The 26,538-nt window shown below is 61.2% G+C and carries 19 protein-coding genes; 7 read left to right on the top strand and 12 right to left on the bottom strand.

What is annotated here, in order from left to right; genetic code table 11:
• Nucleotides 1-3: 3 nt before the first annotated feature.
• Both ACQZ5Y_RS25105 and ACQZ5Y_RS25100 read right to left on the bottom strand, forming a co-directional pair.
• Entirely contained in the window at nt 4-882 is an 879-nt protein-coding gene (locus tag ACQZ5Y_RS25105) for a hypothetical protein (protein WP_111810182.1), read from the bottom strand.
• 129 nt (nt 883-1,011) lie between these two features.
• Complete coding sequence (locus tag ACQZ5Y_RS25100) at nt 1,012-2,043, bottom strand: GlxA family transcriptional regulator (protein ID WP_019566906.1); 1,032 nt, start codon at nt 2,041-2,043, stop codon at nt 1,012-1,014.
• Nucleotides 2,044-2,143: 100 nt separating this feature from the next.
• Between ACQZ5Y_RS25100 and ACQZ5Y_RS25095 the strand changes: the two genes are divergently transcribed.
• The 6 genes from ACQZ5Y_RS25095 (at nt 2,144) to purU (ending at nt 9,545) form a co-directional block, all read left to right on the top strand.
• Entirely contained in the window at nt 2,144-3,397 is a 1,254-nt protein-coding gene (locus ACQZ5Y_RS25095; RefSeq protein ID WP_019566907.1) for a sarcosine oxidase subunit beta family protein, read from the top strand.
• An 11-nt stretch (nt 3,398-3,408) separates the two neighbouring features.
• Entirely contained in the window at nt 3,409-3,729 is a 321-nt protein-coding gene (locus ACQZ5Y_RS25090) for a sarcosine oxidase subunit delta (protein ID WP_019566908.1), read from the top strand.
• Nucleotides 3,726-6,716 (top strand): sarcosine oxidase subunit alpha, encoded by a 2,991-nt coding sequence (locus ACQZ5Y_RS25085; protein WP_174050968.1) that lies wholly within the window; start codon nt 3,726-3,728, stop codon nt 6,714-6,716. The genes ACQZ5Y_RS25090 and ACQZ5Y_RS25085 overlap by 4 nt, the downstream gene beginning before the upstream one ends.
• Before the next feature lie 13 nt (nt 6,717-6,729).
• A complete protein-coding gene (gene soxG / locus ACQZ5Y_RS25080; RefSeq protein ID WP_174050970.1) occupies nt 6,730-7,284 on the top strand; it encodes a sarcosine oxidase subunit gamma family protein in 555 nt (184 codons plus the stop codon).
• 17 nt (nt 7,285-7,301) lie between these two features.
• The gene (glyA, locus tag ACQZ5Y_RS25075; RefSeq protein WP_174050972.1) at nt 7,302-8,570 is read left to right on the top strand and encodes a serine hydroxymethyltransferase; all 1,269 of its coding nucleotides are present in this window, start codon (nt 7,302-7,304) and stop codon (nt 8,568-8,570) included.
• Between the two features lie 90 nt (nt 8,571-8,660).
• On the top strand, nt 8,661-9,545 hold the full coding sequence (gene purU, locus ACQZ5Y_RS25070) for a formyltetrahydrofolate deformylase (protein ID WP_013762268.1): 885 nt from the start codon (nt 8,661-8,663) through the stop codon (nt 9,543-9,545).
• Between the two features lie 24 nt (nt 9,546-9,569).
• Here purU and ACQZ5Y_RS25065 read toward each other — a convergent pair whose 3' ends face one another.
• From ACQZ5Y_RS25065 to ACQZ5Y_RS25020, 10 genes are all read right to left on the bottom strand, one after another.
• Nucleotides 9,570-11,663 (bottom strand): mechanosensitive ion channel domain-containing protein, encoded by a 2,094-nt coding sequence (locus tag ACQZ5Y_RS25065; RefSeq protein WP_174060242.1) that lies wholly within the window; start codon nt 11,661-11,663, stop codon nt 9,570-9,572.
• A complete protein-coding gene (locus ACQZ5Y_RS25060; RefSeq protein WP_019566914.1) occupies nt 11,660-12,277 on the bottom strand; it encodes a ParB-like protein in 618 nt (205 codons plus the stop codon). Before ACQZ5Y_RS25060 ends, ACQZ5Y_RS25065 begins: the two co-directional genes overlap by 4 nt.
• On the bottom strand, nt 12,261-13,892 hold the full coding sequence (locus tag ACQZ5Y_RS25055) for a SulP family inorganic anion transporter (protein ID WP_419457029.1): 1,632 nt from the start codon (nt 13,890-13,892) through the stop codon (nt 12,261-12,263). Before ACQZ5Y_RS25055 ends, ACQZ5Y_RS25060 begins: the two co-directional genes overlap by 17 nt.
• Before the next feature lie 219 nt (nt 13,893-14,111).
• Complete coding sequence (locus ACQZ5Y_RS25050; RefSeq protein WP_003518141.1) at nt 14,112-14,507, bottom strand: (R)-mandelonitrile lyase; 396 nt, start codon at nt 14,505-14,507, stop codon at nt 14,112-14,114.
• 163 nt (nt 14,508-14,670) lie between these two features.
• Nucleotides 14,671-16,584, bottom strand: a complete 1,914-nt coding sequence (locus ACQZ5Y_RS25045) for a PhoX family protein (protein ID WP_174050976.1) — start codon at nt 16,582-16,584, stop codon at nt 14,671-14,673.
• Nucleotides 16,585-16,713: 129 nt separating this feature from the next.
• A complete protein-coding gene (locus tag ACQZ5Y_RS25040) occupies nt 16,714-17,427 on the bottom strand; it encodes a 4'-phosphopantetheinyl transferase family protein (RefSeq protein WP_174050978.1) in 714 nt (237 codons plus the stop codon).
• Nucleotides 17,428-17,457: 30 nt separating this feature from the next.
• A complete protein-coding gene (gene dhbA / locus ACQZ5Y_RS25035) occupies nt 17,458-18,213 on the bottom strand; it encodes a 2,3-dihydro-2,3-dihydroxybenzoate dehydrogenase (protein WP_174050980.1) in 756 nt (251 codons plus the stop codon).
• A 13-nt stretch (nt 18,214-18,226) separates the two neighbouring features.
• On the bottom strand, nt 18,227-19,096 hold the full coding sequence (locus tag ACQZ5Y_RS25030) for an isochorismatase (RefSeq protein ID WP_174051017.1): 870 nt from the start codon (nt 19,094-19,096) through the stop codon (nt 18,227-18,229).
• Between the two features lie 73 nt (nt 19,097-19,169).
• Nucleotides 19,170-20,789, bottom strand: coding sequence for a (2,3-dihydroxybenzoyl)adenylate synthase (locus tag ACQZ5Y_RS25025; RefSeq protein ID WP_174050982.1), 1,620 nt, complete (start codon nt 20,787-20,789; stop codon nt 19,170-19,172).
• An 18-nt stretch (nt 20,790-20,807) separates the two neighbouring features.
• Nucleotides 20,808-21,983, bottom strand: coding sequence for an isochorismate synthase (locus tag ACQZ5Y_RS25020; protein WP_174012305.1), 1,176 nt, complete (start codon nt 21,981-21,983; stop codon nt 20,808-20,810).
• Between the two features lie 81 nt (nt 21,984-22,064).
• Here ACQZ5Y_RS25020 and ACQZ5Y_RS25015 point away from each other — a divergent pair, with 81 nt between their 5' ends.
• Nucleotides 22,065-26,504, top strand: a complete 4,440-nt coding sequence (locus tag ACQZ5Y_RS25015) for an amino acid adenylation domain-containing protein (protein ID WP_174050984.1) — start codon at nt 22,065-22,067, stop codon at nt 26,502-26,504.
• The last annotated feature ends 34 nt before the right edge of the window (nt 26,505-26,538 follow it).

The raw sequence follows: 26,538 nt of genomic DNA, 5'->3' as shown, positions 1-26,538 counted from the left end.
GCGTCAAAGCTTGTGGTCTCGAATGGTCGCAACGCCGAACGGATTGAATTTATATTCGTCCTCCTCATACCGCGTGTCATCGGACAGGTCGGCACGACGATCCTTCACGGCCGCTTCAACGCCGTCGCGGGTCATTTGATCGGCAATATCGTCAATCAGCGCGGCGATCTTCAGTTGCTCGCTATTGGTTGAGGGCTGCTGCTGGTCTTTTCGGGTGAAGTGTATCTCCACGTCAGGCAATCCGACCAGATGAAAGCCGACGCTCCCCATTCCGTCGGCATCGCCGCCGATGGGCCGGCGCGCGAAGGCTAGACGGCAGGTTCTGGCGAATGCCAGGGCGTCGTTTGCGGCCGCGTTACGGCGCGACTGTTCGAAGAGTTCCTTCCATCGCTGCACGCCATGGGCAACGCCGGCGCTTTCACCCTTTACGGCAACTGCGCCACTATCGAGCATGTGGTGCACGAACATCAGGGCTTTACCGCAGGTCGCCACGGCTGTTTCCGCGGCCATTGACGGGCCAAGCACATAAAGAACCGAGCCGTGGCCTGCGACTGCCTCCTCGTCACTCTCCTGATAGGCATCCGGCTCGACACGATCCCAGCAGACATTGAAGGAGCGTTCCATCCTGTCGTCCGGTTCATCCTGCGAATAATCCTCATCGAGACTGAAATCGCCGGCAAATTTATCGATAGCGGCGCGAGCGCTCTGCTGCAGCGCTGCCAGACCATTTTCCGGGCCGAGAAAACAAAGGACATGGCGGGGTTTGTATTCGGAGCGGGATTGGGCAACTGCCGGAACGTTGCTCGCGGCCTTGCCGACAGACGGTCTTCCCAGCACAAGGCCACCTAAAAGCGCGAGAACGCCACGACGCTCTGAATTCATCCCATTCCCCCCACGGCTCCCCTAAACAGGATCGAGGACTTTTATACCGGTACGGGCAAGTCTGACCATATCAATTACGTTGATCTATTTTTTGCAGGGCCCGACTTTTCGCAGGTGAACAGCAAAGCCTCAAGGTTGCGGCAACAACACGCCGACGGCGAATTCTTCGTCCGTTGTCGTGTGGCCAATCTGCGTCTTGCGATATTCGCTGGGGCTGAATCCGCGCTCGGCACGAAGCGTGCGGGAAAGGTGTGGGGCATCGCAAAACCCGGTGGCGAGCGCAATCTGGGTGATCGGGTCCCGCGTGGTGCGCAGGAGGGAAAGGGCGCGGTCGAGCCGCAGCTCAAGATAGACCTTGGAGGGCGTTGCTTTCAGGTCTCCAAGGAAACGCCGTTCGAGGCTGCGTCGGCCAAGGCCGAGATCGCGCGCAAGTTCGAGCACGGTTCTCGGAACCTCGATGTTCTGCTGCATGCGCAGGATCGCCTTTCTCACCAGGGGATCGGTTGCCGTTCTGGTGCTCTGCTGGCCGGGCTGGGGTTTTTCGCCGCTGAGCGCACTGTCGATCATCATGATATTGAGGCTTTTGATGGCGGCCGACTGGCCGACATGGCGCTCCACAAGGAACGCCGCCAGATGCGCAGCACCATGGCCGCCCGAACAGGTCAGGCGGTTGCGATCTATGACGAAGAGCTGGTCGGAGACCATCTGCTCGGCGTCGAACCGGTCGAGAAAATCCTGATGATGGAACCAGCTCACGCAGCAGCGATAACCATCCAGCAGGCCGGCTTCATGTAGAATGAAAACGCCGGTGCAGAGCCCGATAAGGGGAGTGCCCGCTGCCGCACGGTCTTTCAGGAACCGCAATGCCTCCGGCGGCAGGGCGCTGTGGTCGCTGATCAATCCGCCGACAACAACGATATAGTCGTAATGCACGGCGTCGATGAGCCGCGTATCCGGTTGCACCTTCACACCACAGCTCGATTGCACATTGCCAAGGGTCGCCGACAGCACGGACCATTCGCACAGGATCGGCCGGGAACGGTCAGCCTCATCGGCAGCAAGACGCAGCACATCGACGAAATTGGCGAAGGCCGACAGCGTGAACCGGTCGGCGAGCAGGAAGGCGACGCTGAGGCGTTTCTTGGCGCGATGAGAGCTCATGGCGCAAATATTCACGCAATCAGACGCGATTGTCCAGCCCGGCCGCTGTAAATCTCCGTAGGCTTTTGAATACCGAGAGTTCCAACCAGCAGGCCCGCTCATGACGCGTTTTAATGCCTTCAATCTCCTGCGGAATGCCCTGACCGGCCACAAGAACTGGGACGAGCAATGGCCTGACAGCCAGCCAAAAGCCGAATATGACGTGGTCATCGTCGGCGCCGGCGGCCATGGTCTGGGTGCGGCCTATTATCTGGCCAGCCAGCACGGTATCACCAATGTCGCTGTCATCGACAAGGGCTGGCTCGGCGGCGGCAATACCGGCCGCAACACGACCATCATCCGCTCCAACTATCTCTACGACGAAAGCGCGCGTCTTTACGATCACGCCGTCGATCTGTGGGAGAACTTGAGCCAGGAACTGAACTACAACGTCATGTATTCGCGGCGCGGCGTTCTGATGCTCGCCCATAATGTCCACGACGTGCAGAGCTTCAAGCGCCACATCCATTCCAACCGTCTGAACGGTGTCGACAATCGCTGGCTTACCCCGGAAGAATGCAAGGAATATTGTCCGCCGCTGAGCATATCGCCAAACGCCCGCTACCCGGTGATGGGCGGTGCGCTTCAGGAACGTGCCGGCACGGCGCGCCACGATGCAGTTGCCTGGGGTTATGCGCGCGGTGCTGCCGCCCGTGGCGTCGATATCATCCAGAATTGCCCGGTCACCGCCATTCGCCGCAATGCCGACGGGTCCGTCGCGGGTGTCGAGACGGCGCGAGGTTTCATCAAGGCGAAAAAAGTTGCGGTTTCCGCTGCCGGCCACACTTCGGTGGTCATGGATACCGCAGGCGTGCGCCTGCCGCTCGAAAGCTATCCGCTGCAGGCTCTGGTATCCGAGCCGATCAAGCCGATCTTCCCCTGCGTGGTCATGTCGAATGCGGTTCACGCTTATATCAGCCAGTCCGACAAGGGTGAGCTGGTGATCGGTTCGGGTACGGATCAATATACCTCTTATTCGCAGCGCGGCGGCCTGCCGCTGATCGAACATACGATCGCCGCCATCGTCGAAATCTTCCCGATCTTCAACCGCATGCGGATGCTGCGCAAATGGGGCGGCATTGTTGATGTCACGCCGGATCGCTCGGCCATTCTCGGCAAGACGCCGGTCGACGGGCTTTATGTCAATTGCGGCTGGGGCACGGGTGGTTTCAAGGCCACGCCGGGCGCTGCCCACACCTTCGCCTGGACCATCGCGAAAAACGAACCGCACCTGATCAACGCGCCTTTCACGCTGGAGCGTTTCCGCTCCGGCCGCCTGATCGACGAGGCCGCCGCCGCTGCCGTGGCGCACTGAGGAGTTAACCCATGCTGCTGATCCGTTGCCCCTATTGCCATGAAACGCTGCCCGAAGCCGAATTCACCTATGCCGGGCAGGCCCATGTCGTGCGCGCGGCCGACCCCTCATCTCAGAGTGATGAACAGTGGGAAGAATTCCTGTTCATCCGCGAAAACGCCAGGGGTCCGCATTTCGAGCGCTGGCGGCACCTGCATGGCTGCGGTCGCTTCTTCAATGCGGTGCGCGACACGGTGAGCGACCGTTTCCTGACGACCTATCGCGCAGGCGAGCCGCGTCCTGATCTCTCCTCCCTATCCAGCGCACCAGCCAGCTCCGAGGTGTCGAAATGAGTTCCTATCGCGTTCCCGGCCGTGGCCGGGTGGATGCCGCCCGCTCGGTAAGCTTCACCTTCGATGGGAAGACCTATCGCGGCGTAAAGGGGGATACGGTCGCCTCCGCGCTTCTCGCCTATGGCGTACATCTCATGGGCCGCTCGTTCAAATACCACCGCCCGCGCGGCCCTGTAGCGGCGGGTTCCGAGGAGCCGAATGCGCTGATCGGCACCCGCCGCGGCTCCGGCCGGTTCGAGCCCAATACCCGCGCCACGGTGCAGGAAATCTGGAGCGGGCTGGAAACCACCTCTCAGAACAAATATCCCAGCCTGAAATTCGATATCGGCGCAGTCAACGACATGGCCTATATGCTGTTTTCGGCGGGCTTTTACTACAAGACCTTCATGTGGCCGAAGAGCTTCTGGAACAAGGTCTATGAGCCCTTCATCCGCGCGGCGGCCGGTCTCGGCGTCTCGCCCACGGAAGAAGACCCCGATACCTATGCCTCGCGCAACCTGCATTGCGACGTGTTGATCGTCGGCGCCGGTCCTGCGGGTCTGGCTGCGGCGCGCGCAGCGGCGGTCGATGGTCTCAAGGTCGTGCTGGTGGACGAAAATGCCGAAGCCGGCGGGACGCTGCTGTCCGAGCCGCAGGCGCAGATCGATGGCCAGCCAGCATGGAACTGGCTGGCGGACGAGTTGAAGGCGCTGAAGGAGCGCGGCGTCAGGGTCATGACCCGCACGACGGCGATTGCCTACTACCACCAGAACATGATCGGCCTTTGCGAAAAGCTGACCGACCATCTCGAAACCGTGACCAAGGACATGCCGCGTGAACGCCTGTGGCGGGTGCGGGCGCGCCATGTGGTGCTGGCGCAGGGGGCTCTCGAAAAACCGCTGGTCTTCCATGGCAATGATCGGCCGGGCGTGATGCTGGCGGGCTCCGCCCAGACCTATCTGAACCGCTATGGCGTCAAGGTCGGCAACAGGCCGGTGGTGGTGACGAGCCATGACAGCGCCTGGTATGCCGCCTTCGATCTTCATGGCGCAGGCGCGCGGGTGCAGGCCATCGTCGATACCCGTGCGAAGGTGCGCGAGGAACTGGTGAACGAGGCGCGCGCGCTCGGCATTCCGGTGCGGCTGTCGCATACCGTGACGGCGACTTCGGGCCGGTTGCGTGTGAAATCAGTCCGCGTCAATCCGGTGAATGGCTCCACGGTCGGCGCGGGGCAGGAAATCGCCTGTGATGCGTTGCTGATGTCTGGCGGCTGGACGCCGTCGCTGCATCTGTTTTCCCATACGCAGGGCAAGATTGCCTGGGACGATCAGCGGACCACCTTCCTGCCGGCCATGACCAATGAGGATTGTGCAATTGCCGGCGCCGGGCGCGGGCTTTGGGGCATTGAAGCGGTGCTGAAGGATGGCGCCGAGCAGGGCCGGAAGATCGCTGCAGCCCTGGGCAAGACGGGCGATACCCGCGACTATGCGGTGGAGCACGACCGCACCGGCAGCGGCGTATCGCTGACGGAATTGCCGAGCGATCGCGATGCCGGCAAGGCCAAGGCCTTCGTCGATTACCAGAACGACGTGACCGCAAAGGATCTGCGGCTGGCCGTGCGCGAGGGCATGCGCTCCATCGAGCACGTCAAGCGCTACACCACCAACGGCATGGCGACCGATCAGGGCAAGATGTCCAATATCAACGGCCTCAACATCGCGGCAGAAGCGCTCGGCAAACGCCAGCCGGAAGTAGGCCTCACGACCTTCCGCCCACCCTATACGCCGACGACCTTCGGCGCTTTCGCCGGTTATCATCGCGGCCAGCATTTCGAGGTGACGCGCAAGACGCAGATCGACAGCTGGGCTGAGGAGCATGGCGCGGTTTACGAACCGGTCGGCCAATGGCGGCGCGCCTGGTACTTCCCCAAACCAGGTGAAGACATGGATGCGGCAGTCGGCCGCGAATGCCGGGCGGTGCGGCAAAGCCTCGGCATGTTCGACGCCTCGACGCTCGGCAAGATCGAGGTCGTCGGGCCGGATGCGGTCGAGTTCATGAACCGCATGTACACCAACCCGTGGTCGAAGCTCGCGCCGGGCCGCTGCCGTTACGGCCTGCTTCTGGGTGATGACGGCTTCATTCGCGACGACGGCGTCATCGGCCGCATGACCGAGGATCGCTTCCACGTCACCACCACCACCGGCGGTGCGGCAAGGGTGATGAACATGATGGAGGATTACCTCCAGACCGAATGGCCGGATCTCAACGTCTGGCTGACTTCCACCACCGAGCAATGGTCTACCATTGCGCTGAACGGCCCGAATGCGGCAAAGCTGCTCGCTCCGCTGGTCGAGGGCGTCGAGCTGACGGAAGAGGCTTTCCCGCATATGTCCTGCGCGGAATGCGCGGTGGCCGGCATGCCGGCGCGGCTGTTCCGGGTGTCGTTCACCGGCGAGATCGGCTTCGAAGTCAACGTGCCCGCGCCGCTTGGCCGCAAGCTCTGGGAAATCCTGTGGGAGGCCGGTCAGCAATACGGCATCACCGCCTATGGCACGGAAACCATGCATGTGCTGCGTGCCGAAAAGGGTTACATCATCGTCGGCCAGGATACCGACGGCACGGTCACGCCCTATGATGCCGCGATGGGCTGGGCCGTGGGCAAGACCAAACCGGATTTCGTCGGCAAGCGTGGCCTCGCGCGCCCCGATCTCGTCGCCAAGGGCCGTCGTCACCTCGTCGGTCTTCTGACCGAAGACCGCTCGAAGCTTGAAGAGGGCGCGCAGATTGTCTTCGATCCGAAGCAGCCTATCCCGATGAAAATGGTCGGTCATGTCACCTCATCCTATCATTCGGATGCGGTTGGCCAGCCGATTGCGCTGGCGCTGGTCGAGGGCGGCCATGAGCGGATGGGAGAGACCGTCTATATTCCGATGCCCGAACGCACGATTGCCGCAAAAATCACCGGGATGGTCTTTGTCGATCCCGAAAACACCCGCCTGAAGATCTGACCCGGAGATGACAATGAACATGCGCGTTTCCTCCCCCGTTCCCGGCACGCTGGCCGAGAGCAAAGCAGCCCGGGTCAGCATATTGGCCGCGCAGGGGCGGCTGTCGCTGCGTGCGCGCGGCGATCTGGTCCCGCTCAATACAGCCCTTGGCCTGACCTTGCCCGACCGGATCGGCGCTCGCACTGCTGCAGGCGAAATCGAGGCCGTGCGCCTTGGCCCCGACGAATGGACGATCCTTGCTCCCGCTGGCGCGGTCGACAGGGTGATTGCGGCCTGCGCTGGCGTTTATGCCGGCCATCCGCATAGTCTCGTCGATATTTCCGGAAGGGAAGTGACGCTCGCGATCAAGGGGCCGCTCGCCGCCGAGCTTTTGACACTCGGCTGCGCCCGCGACATCGACACCATTCCGGTTGGCGAGGCCCGCAGAACGATTTTCGATGGCGTGACCGTGGTGCTGTGGCGCGATGCGCCGGATGGTTTCCGTATGGATATCTGGAACAGTTTCGCGCCGCATCTCGGCCATTTGCTTGAAACCGGCTGCAAGGAACTTGCCGCCGAAATCGCCTGATCCTTGAGGAGGAAACAATGCTCAACCGTCTGTCCCATAATGCCGTTTCGGATACGGTGATCGCCGACGCCATCGCCGAAGAACTCGATCGCCAGAAAACCCAGATCGAACTGATCGCTTCGGAGAATATCGTGTCCGCCGACGTTCTGGCGGCGCAAGGCTCGGTGCTGACCAACAAATATGCGGAAGGTTATCCTGGCAAACGCTATTATGGCGGCTGCGAATTCGTCGACAAGGTCGAGCAGGTCGCCATCGACCGGCTGAAGCAACTTTTCGGCGCGGAATTCGCCAATGTGCAACCGCATTCCGGCGCGCAGGCCAATCAGGCGGTGTTTCTGGCACTTCTTCAGCCGGGCGACCGGATCATGGGGCTTTCGCTGGCCCATGGCGGCCACCTGACCCACGGTTCGCCGGTCACCATGTCGGGCAAGTGGTTCGATGTCGTCTTTTATGAGGTGGACGCAGAGACGCATCTGATCGATATGGAAAAGGTTCGAGCAAAGGCGCTGGAGACAAAACCGAAGCTGATCGTCGCAGGCGCCTCGGCCTATCCACGCCAGATCGATTTCGAAGGCTTCCGCAAGATCGCCGACGAGGTTGGCGCATGGCTGATGGTCGACATGGCCCATTATGCCGGCCTGATCGCCGGCGGCAAATATCTAAACCCGGTGCCGCACGCCCATGTCGTCACCTCCACCACCCACAAGACCCTGCGCGGCCCGCGCGGCGGCGTCATTTTGACCAACGATGCCGATCTGGCGAAGAAGCTGAATTCGGCCGTCTTCCCCGGCAATCAGGGCGGCCCGCTGATGCATGTCATCGCCGCCAAGGCCGTTGCCTTCGGCGAGGCGCTGCGGCCGGACTTTGCCGACTACGCCGGTCAGGTCATCGCCAATGCACAGGCTCTGGCGCGAGTGCTGACGGATGGCGGTCTGGGGATCGTGTCTGGTGGAACCGACAGCCACATGGTTCTGGTCGATCTGCGTCCGAAGGGCGTTACCGGCAAGGTTGCCGAAATCGCTCTTGAGCGGGCAGGCCTCACCTGCAACAAGAACTCCATTCCCAACGACCCGGAAAAGCCCTTCGTCACCTCGGGCATCCGGCTCGGCAGCTCGGCCGGTACCACGCGCGGCTTCGGCGTGGCCGAATTTGAGCGGATCGGCGTGCTGATCCTGCGCGTCATCGACGCGCTGGCTGTCAGTGCCGAAGGCAATGCTGAGATTGAGGCGAACGTGCGGGCCGAGGTTGCTGCGCTGTGTGAGGACTTCCCGATCTACGGCGCGTAACACGCTATTATCGGTCTCGTTAGCCATGATCGGGCAGGGCGGCATCACCGCCAATGTGCCCGATCGCTGATCCATCAAGGGGAGCAGGATTTGACCAGCTATGTCATGAAAGTCTCGTGCCCGGCACGCAGCGGCATCGTTGCCGCCGTGTCCGGATATCTCGCGCGGTCCGGCTGCAACATCAACGACAGTTCGCAATTCACCGACCTGGAAACGGGCCGCTTTTTCATGCGGCTGAGCTTCGTTTCGGAGGAAGGGATGGAACCCGCTGCTCTCGTCGCAGGGTTCGCTTCCGTCGCCGCCGATTTCGACATGGAATACGATATCCATGATCTCTCGCGGAAAACGAAAGTCGTGATCATGGTTTCACGCTTCGGCCATTGCCTGAACGATCTGCTTTATCGTTCCCACATTGGTGCATTGCCTGTGGAGATTGTCGCTGTCATCTCCAATCACCTCGAATACCAGAAGCAGGTGGTGAACGAGGATATTCCCTTTCACCACATTCGCGTCACGCCGGAGACGAAACCGGAAGCCGAGGCGGCCATACTGCAGGTGGTGCGCGATGCAGGCGCCGAACTCGTCGTGCTGGCGCGCTACATGCAGGTTCTGTCGGAACGGCTGTGCCAGGAAATGTCTGGCCGCATCATCAACATCCACCACTCCTTCCTGCCTTCCTTCAAGGGCGCAAACCCTTACAAGCAGGCCTATGAGCGCGGCGTACGACTGATCGGCGCTACGGCCCATTACGTCACCGCTGATCTCGATGAAGGCCCGATCATCGAACAGGACACGATCCGCGTCACCCATGCCCAGAGCGGCATGGATTATGTGAGCCTCGGGAGGGACGTGGAAAGCCAGGTTCTGGCACGCGCCATTCATGCCCATATTCATCACCGTGTCTTCCTCAACGGCAACAAGACCGTGGTGTTTCCAGCTTCGCCGGGCGAATATATGTCCGAACGAATGGGCTAAGGTTGGGGCGCGGTTGCCGGAGGCCTATTCTTCCACCGGCCCCGTCCCGTCGCTTGCTTCGGGCTCCTGTGGCCGCGCGCTTCGTGTAGATGCGGGATAGGCGCCCGCCATGCTGGCGAACTGGATGTCGTTTTGCGCAAAGGCATCCTTCAGCATCGAATAGGCCTTGCGGCGCACCATGGAGGATTGCCCGCCGGCGCGCAGCATCATGCCGAAACCAAGCGTCATGCCATATTCGCCGAATTGCTCGACACCCTTCAGCTTGACGGTTTCGATCAGGAACTGTCCGAATTCCGGGTCTTCCTTCAGCGCCTTGCCGATCTCCTTGGTAATGGCCCGGACCTTGGCAATGTCAGTATCGAAGGCGACCGTGACGAGGAATTTGTCGATCGACCAGTCGCGGCTCATATTTTCGACGGCGCCGAGCGATCCGAACGGCACGGTGAAAATCGGGCCGCGATGGTGCCGCAGTTTGACCGAGCGGATGCTGAAGGATTCCACCGTGCCGCGGTAGGAACCGCTCTGGATGTATTCGCCGACGCGGAAGGCGTCGTCGATCATGTAGAACACGCCGCTGATGATGTCCTTGACCAGCGTCTGCGAACCGAAACCGATGGCGATGCCGAAGATGCCGGCGCTCGCCAGCAGCGGCCCGATATTGACGCCGAGTTCCGAAAGTGCCGTCATGACCGCAACCGCGGCGATGATGATGCCGAGCATGTTGCGAAGGATCGGCAGAATGGTCAAAAGCCGGTCATCTTGCGGCTGGCCCACACCCGGTTGGCCGCTCATCGGGTTGCCGGCGGGTGTACTCAACTCCAGCCGCCGTGCGATCATCGACTTGATCGCGATCCAGACGAGATCGGCAAGAAGCAGGATCAGCGCCCCGTGCAGGACGCCGACGACGATCGACGTCAGCAATGCGCCATCGGGCAGGGAATTCGGATGCGCGCGCACGAGGAAGATCAGCCACAGGATGGCAGTCCCGACGATTGCAAGCCGCACGCCTCGCTCGACCAGTACCGGGCGAAGATCGCTTTCCCCATAGGTGCCGATGTCGGTTGCCAGCTTTCGCGCCGCGATGCCAAGCGTCGAGGCAAGGCCGGGCAGAACCAGCGCATAAAGCCCGATCCAGAACAGGACCCCGGCACCGGCAAGCCGCAGCCCGAAGAGGATGATGAGGCTGAAGATCAACGCGACGTCGATTGCCCTTGCCCGCTCCGAACCCGGATCGCCGACCGGGCGACGCCAGATCCAGATGCATGCGAGCAGGAACAGGAGCCCGACCATGGCGGAGGACAGAAGCCCGAGCGTTTCACGCGGGACATCGAGATTTTCGAGCGTCCTGAGCAGGGACCAGAAAATGCCGGCAAGTGTCAGGAGCCATGTCCAGCGGACGATCCAGAAATCGCGCCGGGCATAGGCCTCACGGCCAACGACCCGCCGCAGCAGGCGCGTGAAGGCAAAAAGCAGCGGCAACACGATGCTGGTTGCAAGCCAGGGCAGCAGAACGGCGCTCAGCAAAGGTGACCATTGGATGGCAAGGAACATGGCGGTGGCAGCAATGCCGTAGCCGAAGACGGGCAAAAGCCTCCGCGATACGACAGACGAGGCCTCCTTGCCGATATCCGCGCCGTTCCTGCGGGAGGCCTGCATCGCTATGATCCGGTTCGTGGCAACGCCGCCGGCAAGGCCCGCACCGAACAGGATGGATACGTGCAGCAAGAAGACGGCTGCACCGTAGTTTCTGATCTCGTCGCAAAGCCTTCCCAGCGCCGCGATGATCTGCGTGGCCATGCCGGGCAGGTCCCTTGCGAGGCGGCCTAGGTGTTCGCGCCGCTTGCTTGCCCATTGGTCGAGATCGCTCAACTGGCTCTGCGGCGTCAGTTCTGGCGGCTGCTCTGTGCCGGCTACCGCAAGCTTCTGTGTGAGAAGGGCACGAACATCGTCCTGTCCCAGAAGCTGTAGCAACTGGTCGACTTTCTGCTCTGTGGTCTGTTCCGTAGGGGCCGGTCTCGCTGGCGGCGGTAGTTCCTGCGCAGCTAGGCTCGCGGCGCCCAGCACGAAAACTGCGATGGCAGCCGCCATCACTCGGAAAAGGGAGGGAAGGGTTGTCATCGGTCCGCTCCACACCATCCAGGCAGATGCCGCGCATCGCGCGAGCGTGCCAGTTGCATCGCTTCCTCAACCGCGTCCTCGAAGGAATGTCGCAGCTTCTTGCCGCCCACCCGGCGCCGCAGGAAATCCGCCCAGAGGAATTCACTGAAGGGAGCGTCTATTTTGGCAAAACCGCCAGCGTCGCGAACCGCGCCGGCCAGCGCGCGGAAGGGATCGTCCTTGAGATCGACGATCCGTTTGGGAAGGTTTTCGATGGGATGGCGCACGCCATCCACGTCGAAAGGATAGACGAAGTTGCGATGGTCCATCACCGACCAGAATTCCTGCCGGTCGAGATGGGAAAGATCGGCAACGATACTGGTCAGGACATGTTTCACGCCTTCCTCATGCAAGGCCAAAGCGAGGTGGTGGTGGTCCACCAGATAAAGACGTTGTTTGTGACCAAGGACGACGGGCACCATGTGGTGTCCGAGGAAGTCGGCTCCCTTTTCCTCACGGATGGCGGCCCATTGCCGGCGCTTGTCCTCCACCTCGCGCAGACCGACTGTCATCTGCGTTGGTTTGAGTGAGGTGATTTCAACCGGGGTCAGATGCGGTTCAAGATTGTGTGGCAAGGCTGTCCTCCCGATGCATGGCCGCCGTCACGGCATCATCGACACTGAAATTGCTGCGCGCCACCATGTCGGATCCGCCGCCAGCAAGCAGCAGATCCTGCACATGGTCGTGCATGCGCGCATAATAGACCACGATGCTGCTGCGCTGCATCGCTGCATCGAACTCCAGCAACGCATCAAGCGCGGTGGAATCCAGTTCGAATGTTTCCTCAAGGCTGACAATTGCGATGTCCAGTTCCGGCCGCGCAACGATGTATTTGGTAACGGCGGCAAGGATCGGTTCCGCATTGCCGAAGAAAAGCGGCTGTGCGGGCCGGAGAATAATCATGCCTGACACATCCTTCGCATCCGGGTGGCGTTCCATGTCGACAAAGTCATGGCTATCGCCCAGCCGGCCAAGATGCATGACATGCGGTAGGGAAAGCCGGCGAACGAAGACGGCGAAGGAAAGGGCGACGGCGACAAGCATGCCGTTTAGCACACCGAAGGCAAGTACGCCGGCTGCGGCGGCAAGTGCCAGATAGGCGTCGTTGCCGAGCCGCCATAAACGGATGATCGGCGCGGGGTCGAGCGCATGCAGCAGCGCCACGGCGATCACGGCGGCAAGGACTGCTTCCGGGATGAAAGCGAACCATCTGGCGGCGAGCAGGCTGAAGACCGCAAGGCCGATTGCGGCGATGGCAGAGGCAAGCCGGCTTTGCGGCCCAACCGCCTCGCTTGCTGCGCCTGCGGAAAAACCCGCACCAACCGGCATACCCTGCATGGCGGCGCTGGCGATATTGGCAAGCCCGAATGCTCTGAGTTCGCGATTGGAATCGACAATTTCGCCATGGCGAAGCGAAAAGCTTCGGATGGTGCCCCATGATTCCGCAAAGAGGATGAGGACGAGTGGCGGCGCGAAGCGGGCAACATGCGCGACATCATCGAGCGACACCGAAAACGGGCCGGCCCATATGCCGGCAAGATCGATCTGGCCGACGACGGCGACGCCCCGACTTTGAAGGTTGAGCAGGATCGAGATGGCAATTCCTGCCACGATGACGACGAGGCTACCGGGAATGGCGGGGCGCCTGCGCAGGAGAAGCAGCACGGCGAGTGCCACAACGCCGACGGCGATGCTTTCAAGGCTCCAGTCCTGCGGGCGGGAGAGGATTTGCAGGAGAATGGAAAGCGGCTCGCCCGACTGCGCCTTTATCCCGAAGAGGCTCGGCAATTGCTTTATGGTGATCAGAATGGCGAGGCCGAAGGCAAAACCGCGCAGCACGGGGCGCGAGATGACACTCGACAGGGCGCCGAGCCGCGTGGCAGCCGCAAGCAGAAACAGCAGGCCCACCAGAGCGACAGTAATGGCAACAAGCAGCATCTTTTGCGCTGGTGTGACCGAGAGCGTCGCAAGCATTGCCGCCAGGATTGCGGCGGAGGACGATGTGGGCGAGACGACCGCAAAACGGCTCTGGCCAAAAATGGCATAGACGATGCAGCCCATGATGGCGGCAAGGATGGCGTGCTGGGCTGGAACGCCGGCAATCCCCGAATAGGCTATCGCTTCCGGTAACATCAGGCCGGCAATAGACAACCCCGCCACCACATCGCGCCGGTTGAGTGTCATGGGCATGGAATTGCAACCGCATTGGCGGCAATAAGGGCAAGGACAATTCCACCGGTTAAGATCACGATTCTCCACCATGTTCCCGCGACGCGATGAAGGTTCACCCAATGCGCATACGAGTCAAAGTTTAAATCGCGCCCCCGAAATATTTCGGCTCTTCAGGATGTTGCTTAACGCTGGAGATCGTCCGGCAGGCAGGACGAGCGCCATTTCGGCAAGGCCGCTTCAGCCACCATACTGATCGTCCGTGACGTGCTCCATCCAGTCCACGACCTTGCCGTCTTTCACTTCCTGAAGCGCGATATGCGTCATGGCGACATCGGGTGCCGCCCCGTGCCAGTGCCTTTCGCCCGGCGCGAACCACACGGTATCGCCGGGGCGGATTTCTTCCACGGGGCCACCCTCGCGCTGCACCCTTCCAAACCCTGAAACCACGATCAGGGTCTGTCCGAGCGGGTGCGTGTGCCATGCGGTTCGCGCGCCGGGTTCGAAGGTGACCTGAGCGCCCTGAACCCGCTCTGCATCGAACGGGTTGAACAGAGGATCGATACGGACCGTGCCGGTAAACCATGCCTCGGGGCCTTTGGTTGAGGCCCGTGTTCCCGCGCGCAATATTTCCATGGTCATTCTCCTGACTGGTATCGTGTGGGGGGATTTGAAGCGGTAATGCCGCTCTTGTCCACTGGCGAGTGAAAATTCAGTCAGGCCGCATCGACCCTTGGTCACGGGTGACAGGAACCGGATCTCCGCTACACCGAGACCCGGTTCCGCCTAAGCCAAAGCGTCAGCCGATCTGCGCGTTGTCGTCACGCTTGATGGCGATAACGGTGGAGCGCGGCAGCTTGCCTTCGCCATCCGGGAAGGGGGCGTCGGGGTGCTGGATGCCGACGAAGTGGGTACGCTTGTCGCCGGACCATGTCTGGCCGGTAACTTCGGAACCCTTCGGCGCGGTCAGGAAACGCTCGATACGGCCGGTGGCCGGATCGCCTGCCAGCATCTGGTTATTGCCCTGGCCGGCGAAGTTGCCCTCGTTGCTGTCTTCTCCGTCGGTCTGGATCCAGAGGAGACCGGTCGAGTCAAACATCATGCCATCGGGCGAGTTGAACATGTTGCCTTCGTTGATGTTCGAAGAGCCGGCATAGGCATCCTTGTGAACGGTGGGGTTGCCGGCCATGCAGAAGAGGTCCCACTTGAATCTGCCGTCCGCGTGATCGTCGTTTTCCGGGTACCAGCGCACGATCTGGCCGTATTCGTTCTTTTCGCGCGGGTTGGCAGCATTGATCGCCATGGCGTCACCGCCAGCATTGGCGCGCAACTTGTCGTCTTTCATTTCGCCGCGACGGCTGTTGTTGGTAAGGGCGCAATAGGCTTCGATGGCGACCGGGTTGATGGCGACCCATTCCGGGCGGTCCATCGTTGTCGCGCCCACCTTGGAAGCGGCCTGACGGGTGAAGACGCAGATTTCATCGATCTTCATGCCTGTCGTCTCAGGCGTGAGAGCCAACCATTCACCAGCCCCGTCGTCCGAGAACCTGGCGACGTAGAGCGTGCCTTCGTCTAGCAGTTTCGAGGTGTCGCCACCGGGCACGTAGATGCCGTTGGAGACGAATTTGTAGAGGAATTCGCCACGCTCGTCATCGCCCATGTAAACCACCACGCGGCCGTCACGGGCAATCACCACGGCGGCGTTTTCGTGCTTGATGCGGCCGAGGGCGGTGCGCTTGATCGGGGTGGAGGAGGCGTCCGAAGGATCGATCTCAACCACGTAACCGGCGCGGCGCGGCTCGTTGGGGTTCTTGGCGACATCGAAACGCGCATCGAACTTCTCATAGGCGTAACGGGTCTCGGCGACGATGCCGTAGCGCTTGTAGTCATCCGGCAGCTTGAAGGCGGCATCAGTGGTACCGAAATAGCCGTTGAAGTTTTCCTCGCAGGTGAGGTAGGTGCCCCAGGGCGTGCGGCCGGCGCCGCAATTGTTGAAGGTCCCCAGACAGTCGACACCCTTCGGATCTGCGGCGGTCTTGACGAGGTCCGAGCCTGCGGCCGGGCCGGAAAGCTTCATCGGGGTGTTGTGGTGAATACGGCGGTTGAACGGGCTGTCGAGAACGATTTCCCAGCCTCCGGTGCCTTCCGCAACTTCCATGACGGTGACGCCCTGCATGTTCTGCAGGATCTTGACGTCGTCGGCCGTTTTCGGGTTGCCCTTTTCGGCATGCGGCAGGTTGGTTTCCGGGTTTACATATTCATGGTTGACGGCGATCAGCTGGTGATTGCCAACCATGAACAGTTCCATGCCGTCAGTATTTTCGCCGAAGACCTTGTCGGAGTTCTCAACGCTGACACCCTTGGCAGGGTCGAGGTCGGGCACGTTGGAGAACAGCGGCTGGCCCCACTTGGCGACTGGCTTCCAGCTGTAGCCTTCCGGCACGTGAATGGTGTGGTCGGTCGCGGCAGCCACCGGCTTGAAGGGGAAACGGCCGGCTGCCGCTTCCTGCGCTTCCGCCGATGTGCTGGTCATCAGGTTGCCGAGCGTGCCCATGGCTGCTGCGGCCGAACCGAAGGCAAGCACGCCACCGAGAAAGCCGCGGCGGGAAATTGCGGTCTCGACCACGCGGTCGAAATCGGTTTCGGCCGGCGGCGGGTTTTGCAGCTCGTCCCACGCATCCCAGGAAAGCTTGCTCGTATCGATGTCGGTCATATCGTATCTCCACCGTTGCATGTTTGGAATCATTCCAACACGGTGCGTACCGTTTCAGTGTTTCACACAAATGACGGGAATAACGACTTTAAATATGATCTTCACAGGAAAGGATTCTGTATTTTTCCCTTAATGCGGGAGAAGGATACGGGTGAGCAAAAAGCCTTCGAAGCGGCAGAAGTGGAAAGGAATGTCCGTTCCCTTGCGCCACTCGCCGCTGATGTCGGTCGTCAGCCGAAGGGATGCTGAACCGCACTCTTCATAGCCGGATAATTCCGCCGCCTCGAAAAAGAACAAACGTCTGACGGTCGGATAAAGCGCTTTGAACAGGCTTTCCTTGGCCGAAAAGATCAGCCCGGTCATGAAGGGATCGATGTCGTTTCCAAGACTGAGGCGTTCGTTTGCGGTCAGTACCTGCGGGGCAATATCGCAAGCTTCCTCCTCGTTCAGAAGCCTTTCGATATCGATGCCAATGCCGCAGAACCGCTCGGAAGAGCCGGCAAGCGCAAATGCCCGCTCGTGGCTGTGGGAAATCGCGCCGACCACGCCTTCGGGCCAGATAGGGGCGCGATCCTCTCCCATGCCAGGAAAGGCGGCGCGGCCGGTTAGACGGCGTATGGCTTCGGCAGCACATCTGCGCCCGGCGATAAATTCCGCCTTGCGTCTGGGCACAGCGCGCAAAAGCTGCGGCGGCAAGGGAGGGACCTTGCCGCCGCGCCCTTCTTCGGCGCTGTAATGAAGGGTGACACAATGACAATCGCATCTGTCGTCCGGCCAAGGCCAGATGGCCTGGGGTGGATCGCCGGAAACAGCTTCGCCGTGAAACGCCGGCGCGTTGGCCATATCTGTCATCCTCATCACGCGGACCGATGCTCAGGCGGCAAGCGTGGCGCCGCCATCGACCACGATCTGCTGCATCGTCACATGGCCTGCCTGATCGGAGGCGAGGAACAGCACCGTGTCGGCGATGTCGTCCGGCCGCGCGATCTTGCCCAGCGGAATGCCGAGCTTGAACTGCTCGGGAAGACCGGCGACCAGTCGCTGTTTGCCGCTGGGATCGTTCAGCATGCCGGCCAGCATCGGCGTATCGGTGGAGCCGGGTGACACCACATTGCAGCGCACGCCAAAGGGCGCGAGTTCAAGTGCTGCACAATGGCTGAGGCTGACGAGTGCGGCCTTGGAAGCACAATAGGCGAGCATGCCGATGCGCGGTACAACGGCGGCGTTGGAGGCAATGTTGACGATTGCCCCGCGCCGCTGCCGCTTGAAGACGCCGCTCCATTGCCGCAGCAGGTAGAACGGCCCCGCAGCATTGACATCCATGCAGGCGTTCCAGTCCTGCGGCGTCAGGCTTTCGCTGTCGCCGAGCCGGAGGATGCCGGCGGCGTTGACGAGAATGTCCAGCCCGCCCCATTCCTTCTCGATCGCCTTGCTCGCCGCCTCCACTGCCGCCGCGTCCGTGATGTCGAGCGTGATCTGGCGGAAGGTTGCATCGGTCGCATCGGCAATGAGGTCAAGGCCGATGACCTCGGCCCCTTCCTCGGTGAAACGCTCGGCGATGCGGCGGCCGATGCCCTGCGCGGCACCCGTCACCAGCACGCGCCGCCCGTTAAATCTGTTCTGCATCATCTTGTCCGTCCGCTCAGGCCGCGAGCCGCTTTTCTTCGATCAGCGCCCACCAGGCAGAAAGCGTCGGTACGCGGGCAAGCTCTTCGAAGCCCACGATGACGCCGCGTTCCTTCAGTTCGCCGGCAAGCTTCATCACCTGCAGCGAATCCAGCCCATAGAAGATCAGGTTCTCATCCGGGTCGATGTCGCTCTCGTCCTCCACCATTTGCAGGACGCGAACCTTCAGCCATTCGCTGATATCGGTGGTCTCTCCCGCGCCGGCAAGGCTTGCAGTGTCGATCACCACGCCGCAGCGTGTTGCCACATATTGCAGCGCCATGCGGTGTTCGGCTTCGGAAAAATCGGCGACGGCATCACCCAGCATGAAGGGCTGAATATCCTTCATGAAGGCTTCAACAGCCGTCATCATGCAGCCGATATGGGCATAGACTCCGCCGATGATGATCTGGTCGCGGCCCCAACCCTTCATGCGCTCGGCAAGGTCTGAACGCTGGAAGGCGCTGTAGCGCCATTTGGTCAGCACCACATCGTCGGGCGTCGGCGCAAGCTTGTCCACGACCTTCTGCAACTCCGGGTCGACCACGGTCAGGCCCGGTCCCCACATGTCGTTCAGAAGCGCGCGGTCGGCGGCAGGCTGGTCGTGCGGCTGGGCGGTGTAGATGACCGGCACGCCGTTCTGAACCGCCCACGCCTTTACCTTTGCAAGATTGTCGATGAGGGTTGTCATCAACCTGCCGTCGGCCTCGTAGAACCGCAGGAAATAACGCTGCATGTCGTGGATGAGCAGCACGGCGCGCTTGGCGTCCGGCTGCCATTTTGTCTTGTTGGCCGGAAAGCTTGCTGCGACCGGCATCGGATAATCGGAAATGGTGGGGATCGTCATATTGACCTCGATGGTTTGGCGCATCGGCATGGGCGACACGCAATTTTCAAATGGTTGAGGCGTGCAGGCTCCGTTACGCCGGGACGGGCGCTGCGAGCATGTCGCGCAGACGTTTCTTGTCGATCTTGCCGACGGCAGTAAGCGGCATGGTGTCGATGAAACGCACCCGGTCCGGCAGCTTGTAATCCGCAACACCCAGACCAGAGAGATGCTGGCGGATGGCCGGTGCCTTGAGAGCGGGATTGCGGGAAACGACGAAGACGCAGCTTTTTTCACCGAGGAGTTCGTCCTGCATCGCCACCAGTGCGGCATGCGTCACATCCGGATGCTGCAGGATCAGGTTTTCCACCTCTTCCGATGCGACCTTCTCGCCGCCGCGATTGATCTGGTCTTTCACCCGGCCAACCACCCGCAGGTAACCTTCGGGCGTACGCTGAACGACATCGCCGGAATAATAAAATCCCTGGTTGTCGAAGACGCGCGCGCTGTGCTCGGCGGCGCGGTAATATCCGCGAAACGTATAGGGGCCGCGCGTCGCCAGCATGCCGGCTTCGCCTTCTGGAACGTCGTTGCCGTCCTCGTCAACGATGCGGATCTCGTCATCCGGGCTGATCGGCCGCCCTTGCGTGGTGAAGACAATATGGTCGGGATCACCGGCGCGGGTATAGTTCACCAGACCTTCCGCCATGCCGAAGACCTGCTGGAGGGCGCAACCCAGCACATGCGGCACCTGACGGGCTAAAGCTTCTGCAAAGCTTGCGCCGCCGACCTGCAGCAGCTTGAGGGATTTCAGCCGTTCGCGATGGGCGGGCGCCACCTGCAACCACAGCGCCACGGCCGGCGGCACCAGAGGCACAATGTCGATGCCATGTTTTTCGATGAGGTCAAAGCAGGCAAGCGGCTCGGGATTGGCCGCCATTACCACGGTGCCGCCAGCGTGGAACACGCCAAGCGCACCCGGCGAACTCATGGGGTAATTATGCGCCACCGGAATGGCGCAGAGGAAACGGGTCTGCGGCGTCAGCTCGCAGATTTCCGCACTGGCCCGGGCGCTGTAGTCATAGTCGTTATGCGTGCGGGGGATCAGTTTCGGTGTTCCGGTGCTGCCGCCGGAAAGCTGGAACAATGCTACCTCATCGGCTGCCGAAGGGCCGTAATGCGGCGCATTTTCGGCGGGTGATGAGAGCCATTGTTCGAGGCTGCGCTGCGGTTCCGTCTCACCAAGCAGCAGCGTTACGGCAAGCTGCGGAGAGGCAAGCTTCAGCGCCTCCAGAAACGTGTCATTGGCAAAAAGCTCGTGGGAACGCGAGCCGATCACCAGCTTTGGCGCAATCTGTTCCGCATAGGAGGTCATTTCCAGCCGACGATGGCTGAAAAGCGCATTGACGGGTGCAGCGCCGATTTTCATCAGAGCGAAAAAGACGAGATAGAACTCCGCGATATTTGGTAATTGCATCAGTGCCGTATCGCCCCTGCCGATCCCGGCGGCAGCCAGATGCCCGGCAAGATTGGAAGATTGCCGGTCGAGATCGGCATAGGTGAAGCGGCGGTCGCCGCAGATCAGCGCGGTCGCGTCCGGCCGAAGTTCCACCTGCTGGGTGAGGATGTCGCTGAGCGGTCTGTCGATCCAGTAGCCGCGGTCGCGGTATCGGCGCGCCAGATCTTCGGGCCAGCGTTCAAATTCGATTGTCATGGTGTGTCCCTGGGAAAATTAGGCAGAAAGACCGCAGGCGTTCAGCATGGTCTTGAGCTTGGTCTGCACCTCGGCCCATTCGGATTCGGGTTCCGAGGCTTCAACGATGCCGGCGCCTGCGAACAGCCGCACGGTTTGCCGCTGCACGGTGCCGCAACGGATTGTCACCACCCATTCGCCGTTACCCTCGGCATCCGTCCAGCCGACCATGCCGGTGAACAGCCCACGCTCGAAAGGCTCGACGAAGCGAATAAGCCTGCGGGCACGCTCGGTGGGGAAACCGCAAACAGCAGGTGTGGGATGCAGCAGGCACGCGAGTTGCAGCGCATTGGTCTCGGGATCAGCAAGGCGACCCTCGATGCGCGTCGAAAGATGCCAGAGAGCGGCCGTGTTGATGAGGGAGGGTTTTTCGGGAACGTCGATTTCAGTGCAGCAAGGCGTAAGCAGCGAGCGTATATCCTCGATCACGAGGCTATGCTCGTAATGGTCTTTTTCCGAAGCCGAAAGCCGGTCTGCATTGGCCTTGTCCGCCACTGGGTCAGCCATGCGTTTTGCCGAGCCCGCGAGCGGGTTCGAGATGACTTTTTCACCGTGCTTGCGGATGAGGAGTTCGGGGCTCACGCCGATCAGATCGCCGCCATCGGGCAGCGGAATGCGAAACTGGTAACCCTCGCGGTTCTGTTTGGCGAGGCTGGCCAGCAATCTTTCGACATTGACCTCGGAGGCGAAGGTCAGTTCACGCATGACCGAAAGCACCGCCTTGCGGACATCGGAATGGCGGAAATTGACGATGGCATGCTCGACGGCGCGCTTGAAACCATTTTCATCGGGCAGGCTGTTCTGGCCGACAAGCGTTGGCATGGCCGAATCAGTCGAGATCGAAGCGGTACCTTTTGGATTCCACTCATGGTTGTTGGGGATATATAGGCAGGATGGCTCGTTGACGTCGAAGGGGATGGCGCCAATGGCGATGGGATTGTCCTGTCCGGCCCTTCGCGCCCTCTCAAAAGCGGCCTTTATCGCCTTCTGCAAAGGGCTTCCCGCGTCTTCAGCGCCATGGGCAGGAATCGTTATCCTTTCGCGAATGCCTCTGGCACGCAGTTCGCCCGAGCCAGAAGTGAACAGAAATTCTCTATCAAAATCAGTAATTTCGTCGGAATCGACGTCATTCGTCCTGAGTGCTCCCGTTTTCATGGGATGCCTCCTGTGCGAGTGGTTGACGGTGGCTTATACTTGATTATGATAATCATGTTTTGTCAATCGGTGCAAATTCACATGCTAAATTTAACCCCCATGCAGGTTGCCTACTGGGTTGGCCGAGAGGCGGACGGGATACTCGGAAAAGTTACGCCGCATCTCTATATCGAGTTCGAAGGCAGGGGGCTGGAGGCGGAAAGACTGGCTGTCGCGGTCGAAAGGCTTTGCCGGCGTCACCCCATGCTCAGCCTCAGGATTGATGCGGAAGGGCGACAGACGGCGGACCCCGCCGGCCGGCCGCTCCGCCTCGACGTGGAGGACATGGCGTCTCTCAATGAGGAGGCGCTTGCGCACCGTCTTGCCGCCAAACGTGAGGCGTGGAGCCATCGCCAGATCGATCTGCGCGTTGCCCCACCGGCGGCAGTATCGCTCAGCCTGCTGCCCGCAGGTCGCGCCAGGCTGCATGTGGATACCGACATGTTGGCCATCGATCCCGCCAGTATGCGTATCGTGCTGGAAGATCTCGCCCGCTTTTATGAAGCCGACGCGGACGAACTCGAGCCATTGGGGGATACACCACCATCGTTTTTCAGCTGGGCGGAACGTCTTGCATCCGATCCGGAACTCAAAGCCCAGCGTGAAAGGGACCGGCTGTGGTGGCGGCAACATATTGCCGATATTCCGGAGGCACCGCCATTGCCGTTTTTGCCCGAGGACCCGTCACGCGCCGTTCACACCGATCGCCTTGCAGCAAGACTTTCTCCGGCTGAACGCAGCAGTCTGGAACGGGTGGCGCGGCGCTGCGGCGTGACCACGTCGACCCTGTTGCTTGGTATCTTTGCAGTGGTGCTTTCGCAGGCGACGAATACGGAAAAGTTCCGGCTTTCCGTGCCGGCTTTCTGGCGCGCGCCGCTGGTGGAAGGGGTCGATGGCATCGTCGGCGAATTCTCCAATGTGCTCATTCTTGGCGTTGATATCCGGCCTGAGGAGAGCCTTGAGCGACTGCTTGGACGGCTGCTCGGAGAGATGAACGGGCTTCTGGCGCACCAGTCCTATCCCGGGGTCAGCGTCATGCGCGACCTGTCCCGCCTGCGCGGCGGTTTGCAGACCTCACCGGTTGTCTTTACCGCGGGTGTCGATTTGCCCGGGGGCGAGTTGTTTTCGGAAAATGTGGGGCGCGTGTTCGGCCCGATGATCCACACCGTCTCGCAGGGGCCTGGAGTTGCGCTGGATGCGCAGGTCGCAGCGCTCGATGGCGGGCTTTTGATCAACTGGGATGTGCGGCTCGATGCGCTGCCGGAAAGCTGGCTGCAAGCCCTGTTCGACGCCTATACCGCCCTTCTTCGCCACCTCGCCGCCAGCCCCGATCTCGTTTCCGAGACCGTGGAGCGATTAGGCTTGCAAGCGCCTGAAGCGATAGCGCAGACAAAAGGAAAATCCATGGAACGGCCACTCTCAGCCTTGCAAAAGGCCTATCTGCTCGGTCGCGGCACCCATCTGCCGCTGAGCGGCGTGGCGATGCAGGAGTTCCGCGAATATCGCGGCAATATCGATCCCGCATTGCTTCGCTCGCGCCTTACCGCAATGGTCGAGCGGCATGAAAGCCTGCGCACCCACATCGATGAGCGGCGTCTGGTGCAGGTGGTCTCGGATGAGCCGAAGCTAAACCTTGATATTCTTGATCTTTCGGACCTGTCCGTTGCCGAAGCCGAACAGCGGATCGACACCGTGCGGCAGGATTTCTCCCATGCCCATTTCGATCTTGCCGCTTCTCCCTGGCAGGTCACGGTGTTTCGTCTGCCGGAGGTTGCAGTGGGGGACAGCGTGGCGGTCTTGCTGCGCTTCGACGCCCTCATTCTCGACGGACGGGGAATAGCCAGCCTTGCGGCGGAACTCTTCGATGATGTCGTGCCGCCCGCATCAGCCGTCGCAGCCACCGCCGCGCAGCAAGATGTAGCAGCGGCCCGTGCCGAGGATGCCGCATACTGGGCTGAGAAACTTGAGGGTGCGGAAGTGCCCTCGCAACTGCCTTGGAAAGCCCCGCTCGAAACCATTGCCGTTTCGCGTTACAGCCGCCAGAGCCTGACCGTGGAAAAACAACGCTTTACCGCCTTTTCACGGATCGGCGCGAAAGAGCGGCTGTTCAAGAATTCGGCGCTGACGGCGGTAATCCTCGATGTGCTGTCGCTTTGGCTGAACGAAGGTGCCCTCGTCGTCGGCATTCCCGTCGCCCCGCAGGTGGAAGGCGCGTTTGCCAATCGCTCGAGCTTCATCGCGGTCAAATGGGATGCGGCCAGGGGCGATTTTGCGGAGCGGGCCGCAGCTTTGCAAACCGATGTGCTTGAGGGCCTCAATCATCTGGCTTTTTCAGGGGTAGATCTCAATCGCATCCTTCTCAACGCCAATCCCGGCGGGCTCGCCCTGCCTGTCGTCATCACCAACGGCCTCTCATGGCCGACGCTTTCGCAAGATTCCACGCTTCGTTGGACGGACGGGCTGACCCAAACACCACAGGTGGCGCTGGATTTCCGGTTTTCGCAAAACCCGAATGGCGATCTCGTCCTCGATATCGATTATGCGGAGCAGGCGATCGATGCCGCAATGGTGGCGGACATTCTCGGTGCGATAGAGCGTGCGATTGCCGCGATCACCGCCAGCGGGACGTTCTCGATGAATTCCCGTGAGATCGTCGACCTGTCGCACTATCGGCTGAATGGCGACGAGCGGAACTTCGTCTGCCCGCCATTACTGGAACGGATCGCCTCGCATCTTTTCGAAGGAGACGGATCGCGCACGGCCCTGATCAACGGCAAACGGCGCGTGTCATATGGCGAGCTCGGCGATACGGTGGCGCGGGCGATGGCGGGCCTTAAGACGCGCGGCATTGGCCGGGGCGATGTCGTAGCGGTGTGCCTGCCGCGCAGTCCGGAGCATACAGCCGTCACGCTGGCCGCTGCACTTATCGGCGCCATCTGGGTGCCGATCGATGCGAGCTCGCCGGAAGATCGCCTGCACTATCTGCTGACCAATTGCCGCCCGGCCATGATCGTCGCCCGTTCCGTTCCGCAAGGATTCGACGCTGTCGGTCCCGAGCAGCTTCTCGCAGCGCCAGCCGCCTCCGGCGTGCCCGTTAACGCGGCGGAACTGGCGGCACTTTCAGCAAGCGAAGCACCCGCTTATTACCTCTATACCTCCGGTACCACTGGCAAGCCGAAATGCGTCGTGCTCTCTAACAGGGCCACGGCCAATGTCATCGGCAGCACGCTTTCGGAATGGGCGGTGACAGAAAACGACGTCTTCATCTCCGTCACGCCCTTGCACCACGACATGTCGGTCTTCGATGTTTTTGGGTCGCTTGCCGCCGGTGCGACACTGGTGCTGCCGGAACCTGGCGAGGAGAAGGATGCGGTCCGCTGGAACGAGTTGGTGGCCGAACACGGCGTTACGCTGTGGTGCTCGGTGCCGGCGATCCTTGAGATGCTCCTGTCCTGCCGTCGTGGCGACCAGCTCGGCTCTCTCCGGCTCGTCGCGCAGGGCGGTGATTACATCAAGCCCGTGGTTGTCGAGGAGTTGCGCCGGCTGAAACCTGAGCTGCGGCTGATATCGCTGGGCGGGCCGACGGAAACGACCATCTGGAGCATCTGGCACGAGATCGTGGCAGCCGATACCACGGCGATACCCTATGGGCACCCTCTACCCAGCAATCGATATTTCATCCTCAATGATCAGGGCGGCCATTGCCCGACGGGCGTTGTCGGGCGCATCCACACAGTGGGCGTGAATGTGGCGATCGGCTATCTTGAAGATGGTGCCATTACCCAGACGGATTTCGTCACGGTCAGCGATCCCGGTGGACATGCGGTGCGCGCTTTCCGCACCGGAGACCGGGGCCGTTACCGGCCGGATGGCAAGATCATGTTCGCCAGCCGGGTCAACGGTTACGTCAAGGTGCGCGGGGTACGGGTCTCGCTGCCGGATGTGGAAAATGAACTTATCCGCCACCCCTCCATCCAGCGTGTACTGGTGGTGGATTACGGTGCCGAGCAAAAGGGGGAGGCCGCTATCGGCGTGCTTTATGTTCCGATGCCCGGCCTTGAGCTTTCCACCGCCGATCTGCGCAATTTTGCCCGCAGGCATCTGCCGGAATCGCATGTGCCCGGCCGCTTTCTCAATGTGGCCGATCTGCCGCTCTCGGCTAATGGCAAGCCGGATCGCCGCCGCGCCCGCGAATTGCTGACGGCAGTGGAACCGGCAAAGGCACCTGCGGCTGTAACAATCAAAGTCGCCGATCAGGGTGATCGCAGGGTGCTGGATATCTATCTCGGCGTACTGGGCAAAAACCCGGCGAATGTGGACACGAGCAGTGATCTGCTGGCGCTTGGCCTTTTGCCCTCGCATCTGAAAACCGTCTCGGCCGAAATTCGCAGCGCCTTCGGCGTGGAGCTTTCGCCGCAGCAACTCCTGCGTTGCCGAAACGCCAAACAGGTCAGTTCGCTTTTACCCGCTTCGGCGGCATGAGCCGCGTTATTGCGGCCCAAATCACGGAAATAAT

Source organism: Agrobacterium sp. A3-95, from assembly GCF_053521785.1.
The sequence above is the reverse complement of the archived record's forward strand: the minus strand, read 5'-3'. Positions and strand labels throughout refer to the sequence as shown.

Excerpts from the sequence above, each read along its gene's own strand:
- ACQZ5Y_RS25105 (WP_111810182.1), bottom strand. The coding sequence starts at position 882 with ATGAATTCAGAGCGTCGTGGCGTTCTCGCGCTTTTAGGTGGCCTTGTG.
- ACQZ5Y_RS25100 (WP_019566906.1), bottom strand. The coding sequence starts at position 2,043 with ATGAGCTCTCATCGCGCCAAGAAACGCCTCAGCGTCGCCTTCCTGCTC.
- ACQZ5Y_RS25095 (WP_019566907.1), top strand. The coding sequence starts at position 2,144 with ATGACGCGTTTTAATGCCTTCAATCTCCTGCGGAATGCCCTGACCGGC.
- ACQZ5Y_RS25090 (WP_019566908.1), top strand. The coding sequence starts at position 3,409 with ATGCTGCTGATCCGTTGCCCCTATTGCCATGAAACGCTGCCCGAAGCC.
- ACQZ5Y_RS25085 (WP_174050968.1), top strand. The coding sequence starts at position 3,726 with ATGAGTTCCTATCGCGTTCCCGGCCGTGGCCGGGTGGATGCCGCCCGC.
- soxG (WP_174050970.1), top strand. The coding sequence starts at position 6,730 with ATGAACATGCGCGTTTCCTCCCCCGTTCCCGGCACGCTGGCCGAGAGC.
- glyA (WP_174050972.1), top strand. The coding sequence starts at position 7,302 with ATGCTCAACCGTCTGTCCCATAATGCCGTTTCGGATACGGTGATCGCC.
- ACQZ5Y_RS25065 (WP_174060242.1), bottom strand. The coding sequence starts at position 11,663 with ATGACAACCCTTCCCTCCCTTTTCCGAGTGATGGCGGCTGCCATCGCA.
- ACQZ5Y_RS25055 (WP_419457029.1), bottom strand. The coding sequence starts at position 13,892 with ATGCCCATGACACTCAACCGGCGCGATGTGGTGGCGGGGTTGTCTATT.
- ACQZ5Y_RS25050 (WP_003518141.1), bottom strand. The coding sequence starts at position 14,507 with ATGGAAATATTGCGCGCGGGAACACGGGCCTCAACCAAAGGCCCCGAG.
- ACQZ5Y_RS25045 (WP_174050976.1), bottom strand. The coding sequence starts at position 16,584 with ATGACCGACATCGATACGAGCAAGCTTTCCTGGGATGCGTGGGACGAG.
- ACQZ5Y_RS25040 (WP_174050978.1), bottom strand. The coding sequence starts at position 17,427 with ATGGCCAACGCGCCGGCGTTTCACGGCGAAGCTGTTTCCGGCGATCCA.
- dhbA (WP_174050980.1), bottom strand. The coding sequence starts at position 18,213 with ATGATGCAGAACAGATTTAACGGGCGGCGCGTGCTGGTGACGGGTGCC.
- ACQZ5Y_RS25030 (WP_174051017.1), bottom strand. The coding sequence starts at position 19,096 with ATGACGATCCCCACCATTTCCGATTATCCGATGCCGGTCGCAGCAAGC.
- ACQZ5Y_RS25025 (WP_174050982.1), bottom strand. The coding sequence starts at position 20,789 with ATGACAATCGAATTTGAACGCTGGCCCGAAGATCTGGCGCGCCGATAC.
- ACQZ5Y_RS25020 (WP_174012305.1), bottom strand. The coding sequence starts at position 21,983 with ATGAAAACGGGAGCACTCAGGACGAATGACGTCGATTCCGACGAAATT.
- ACQZ5Y_RS25015 (WP_174050984.1), top strand. The coding sequence starts at position 22,065 with ATGCTAAATTTAACCCCCATGCAGGTTGCCTACTGGGTTGGCCGAGAG.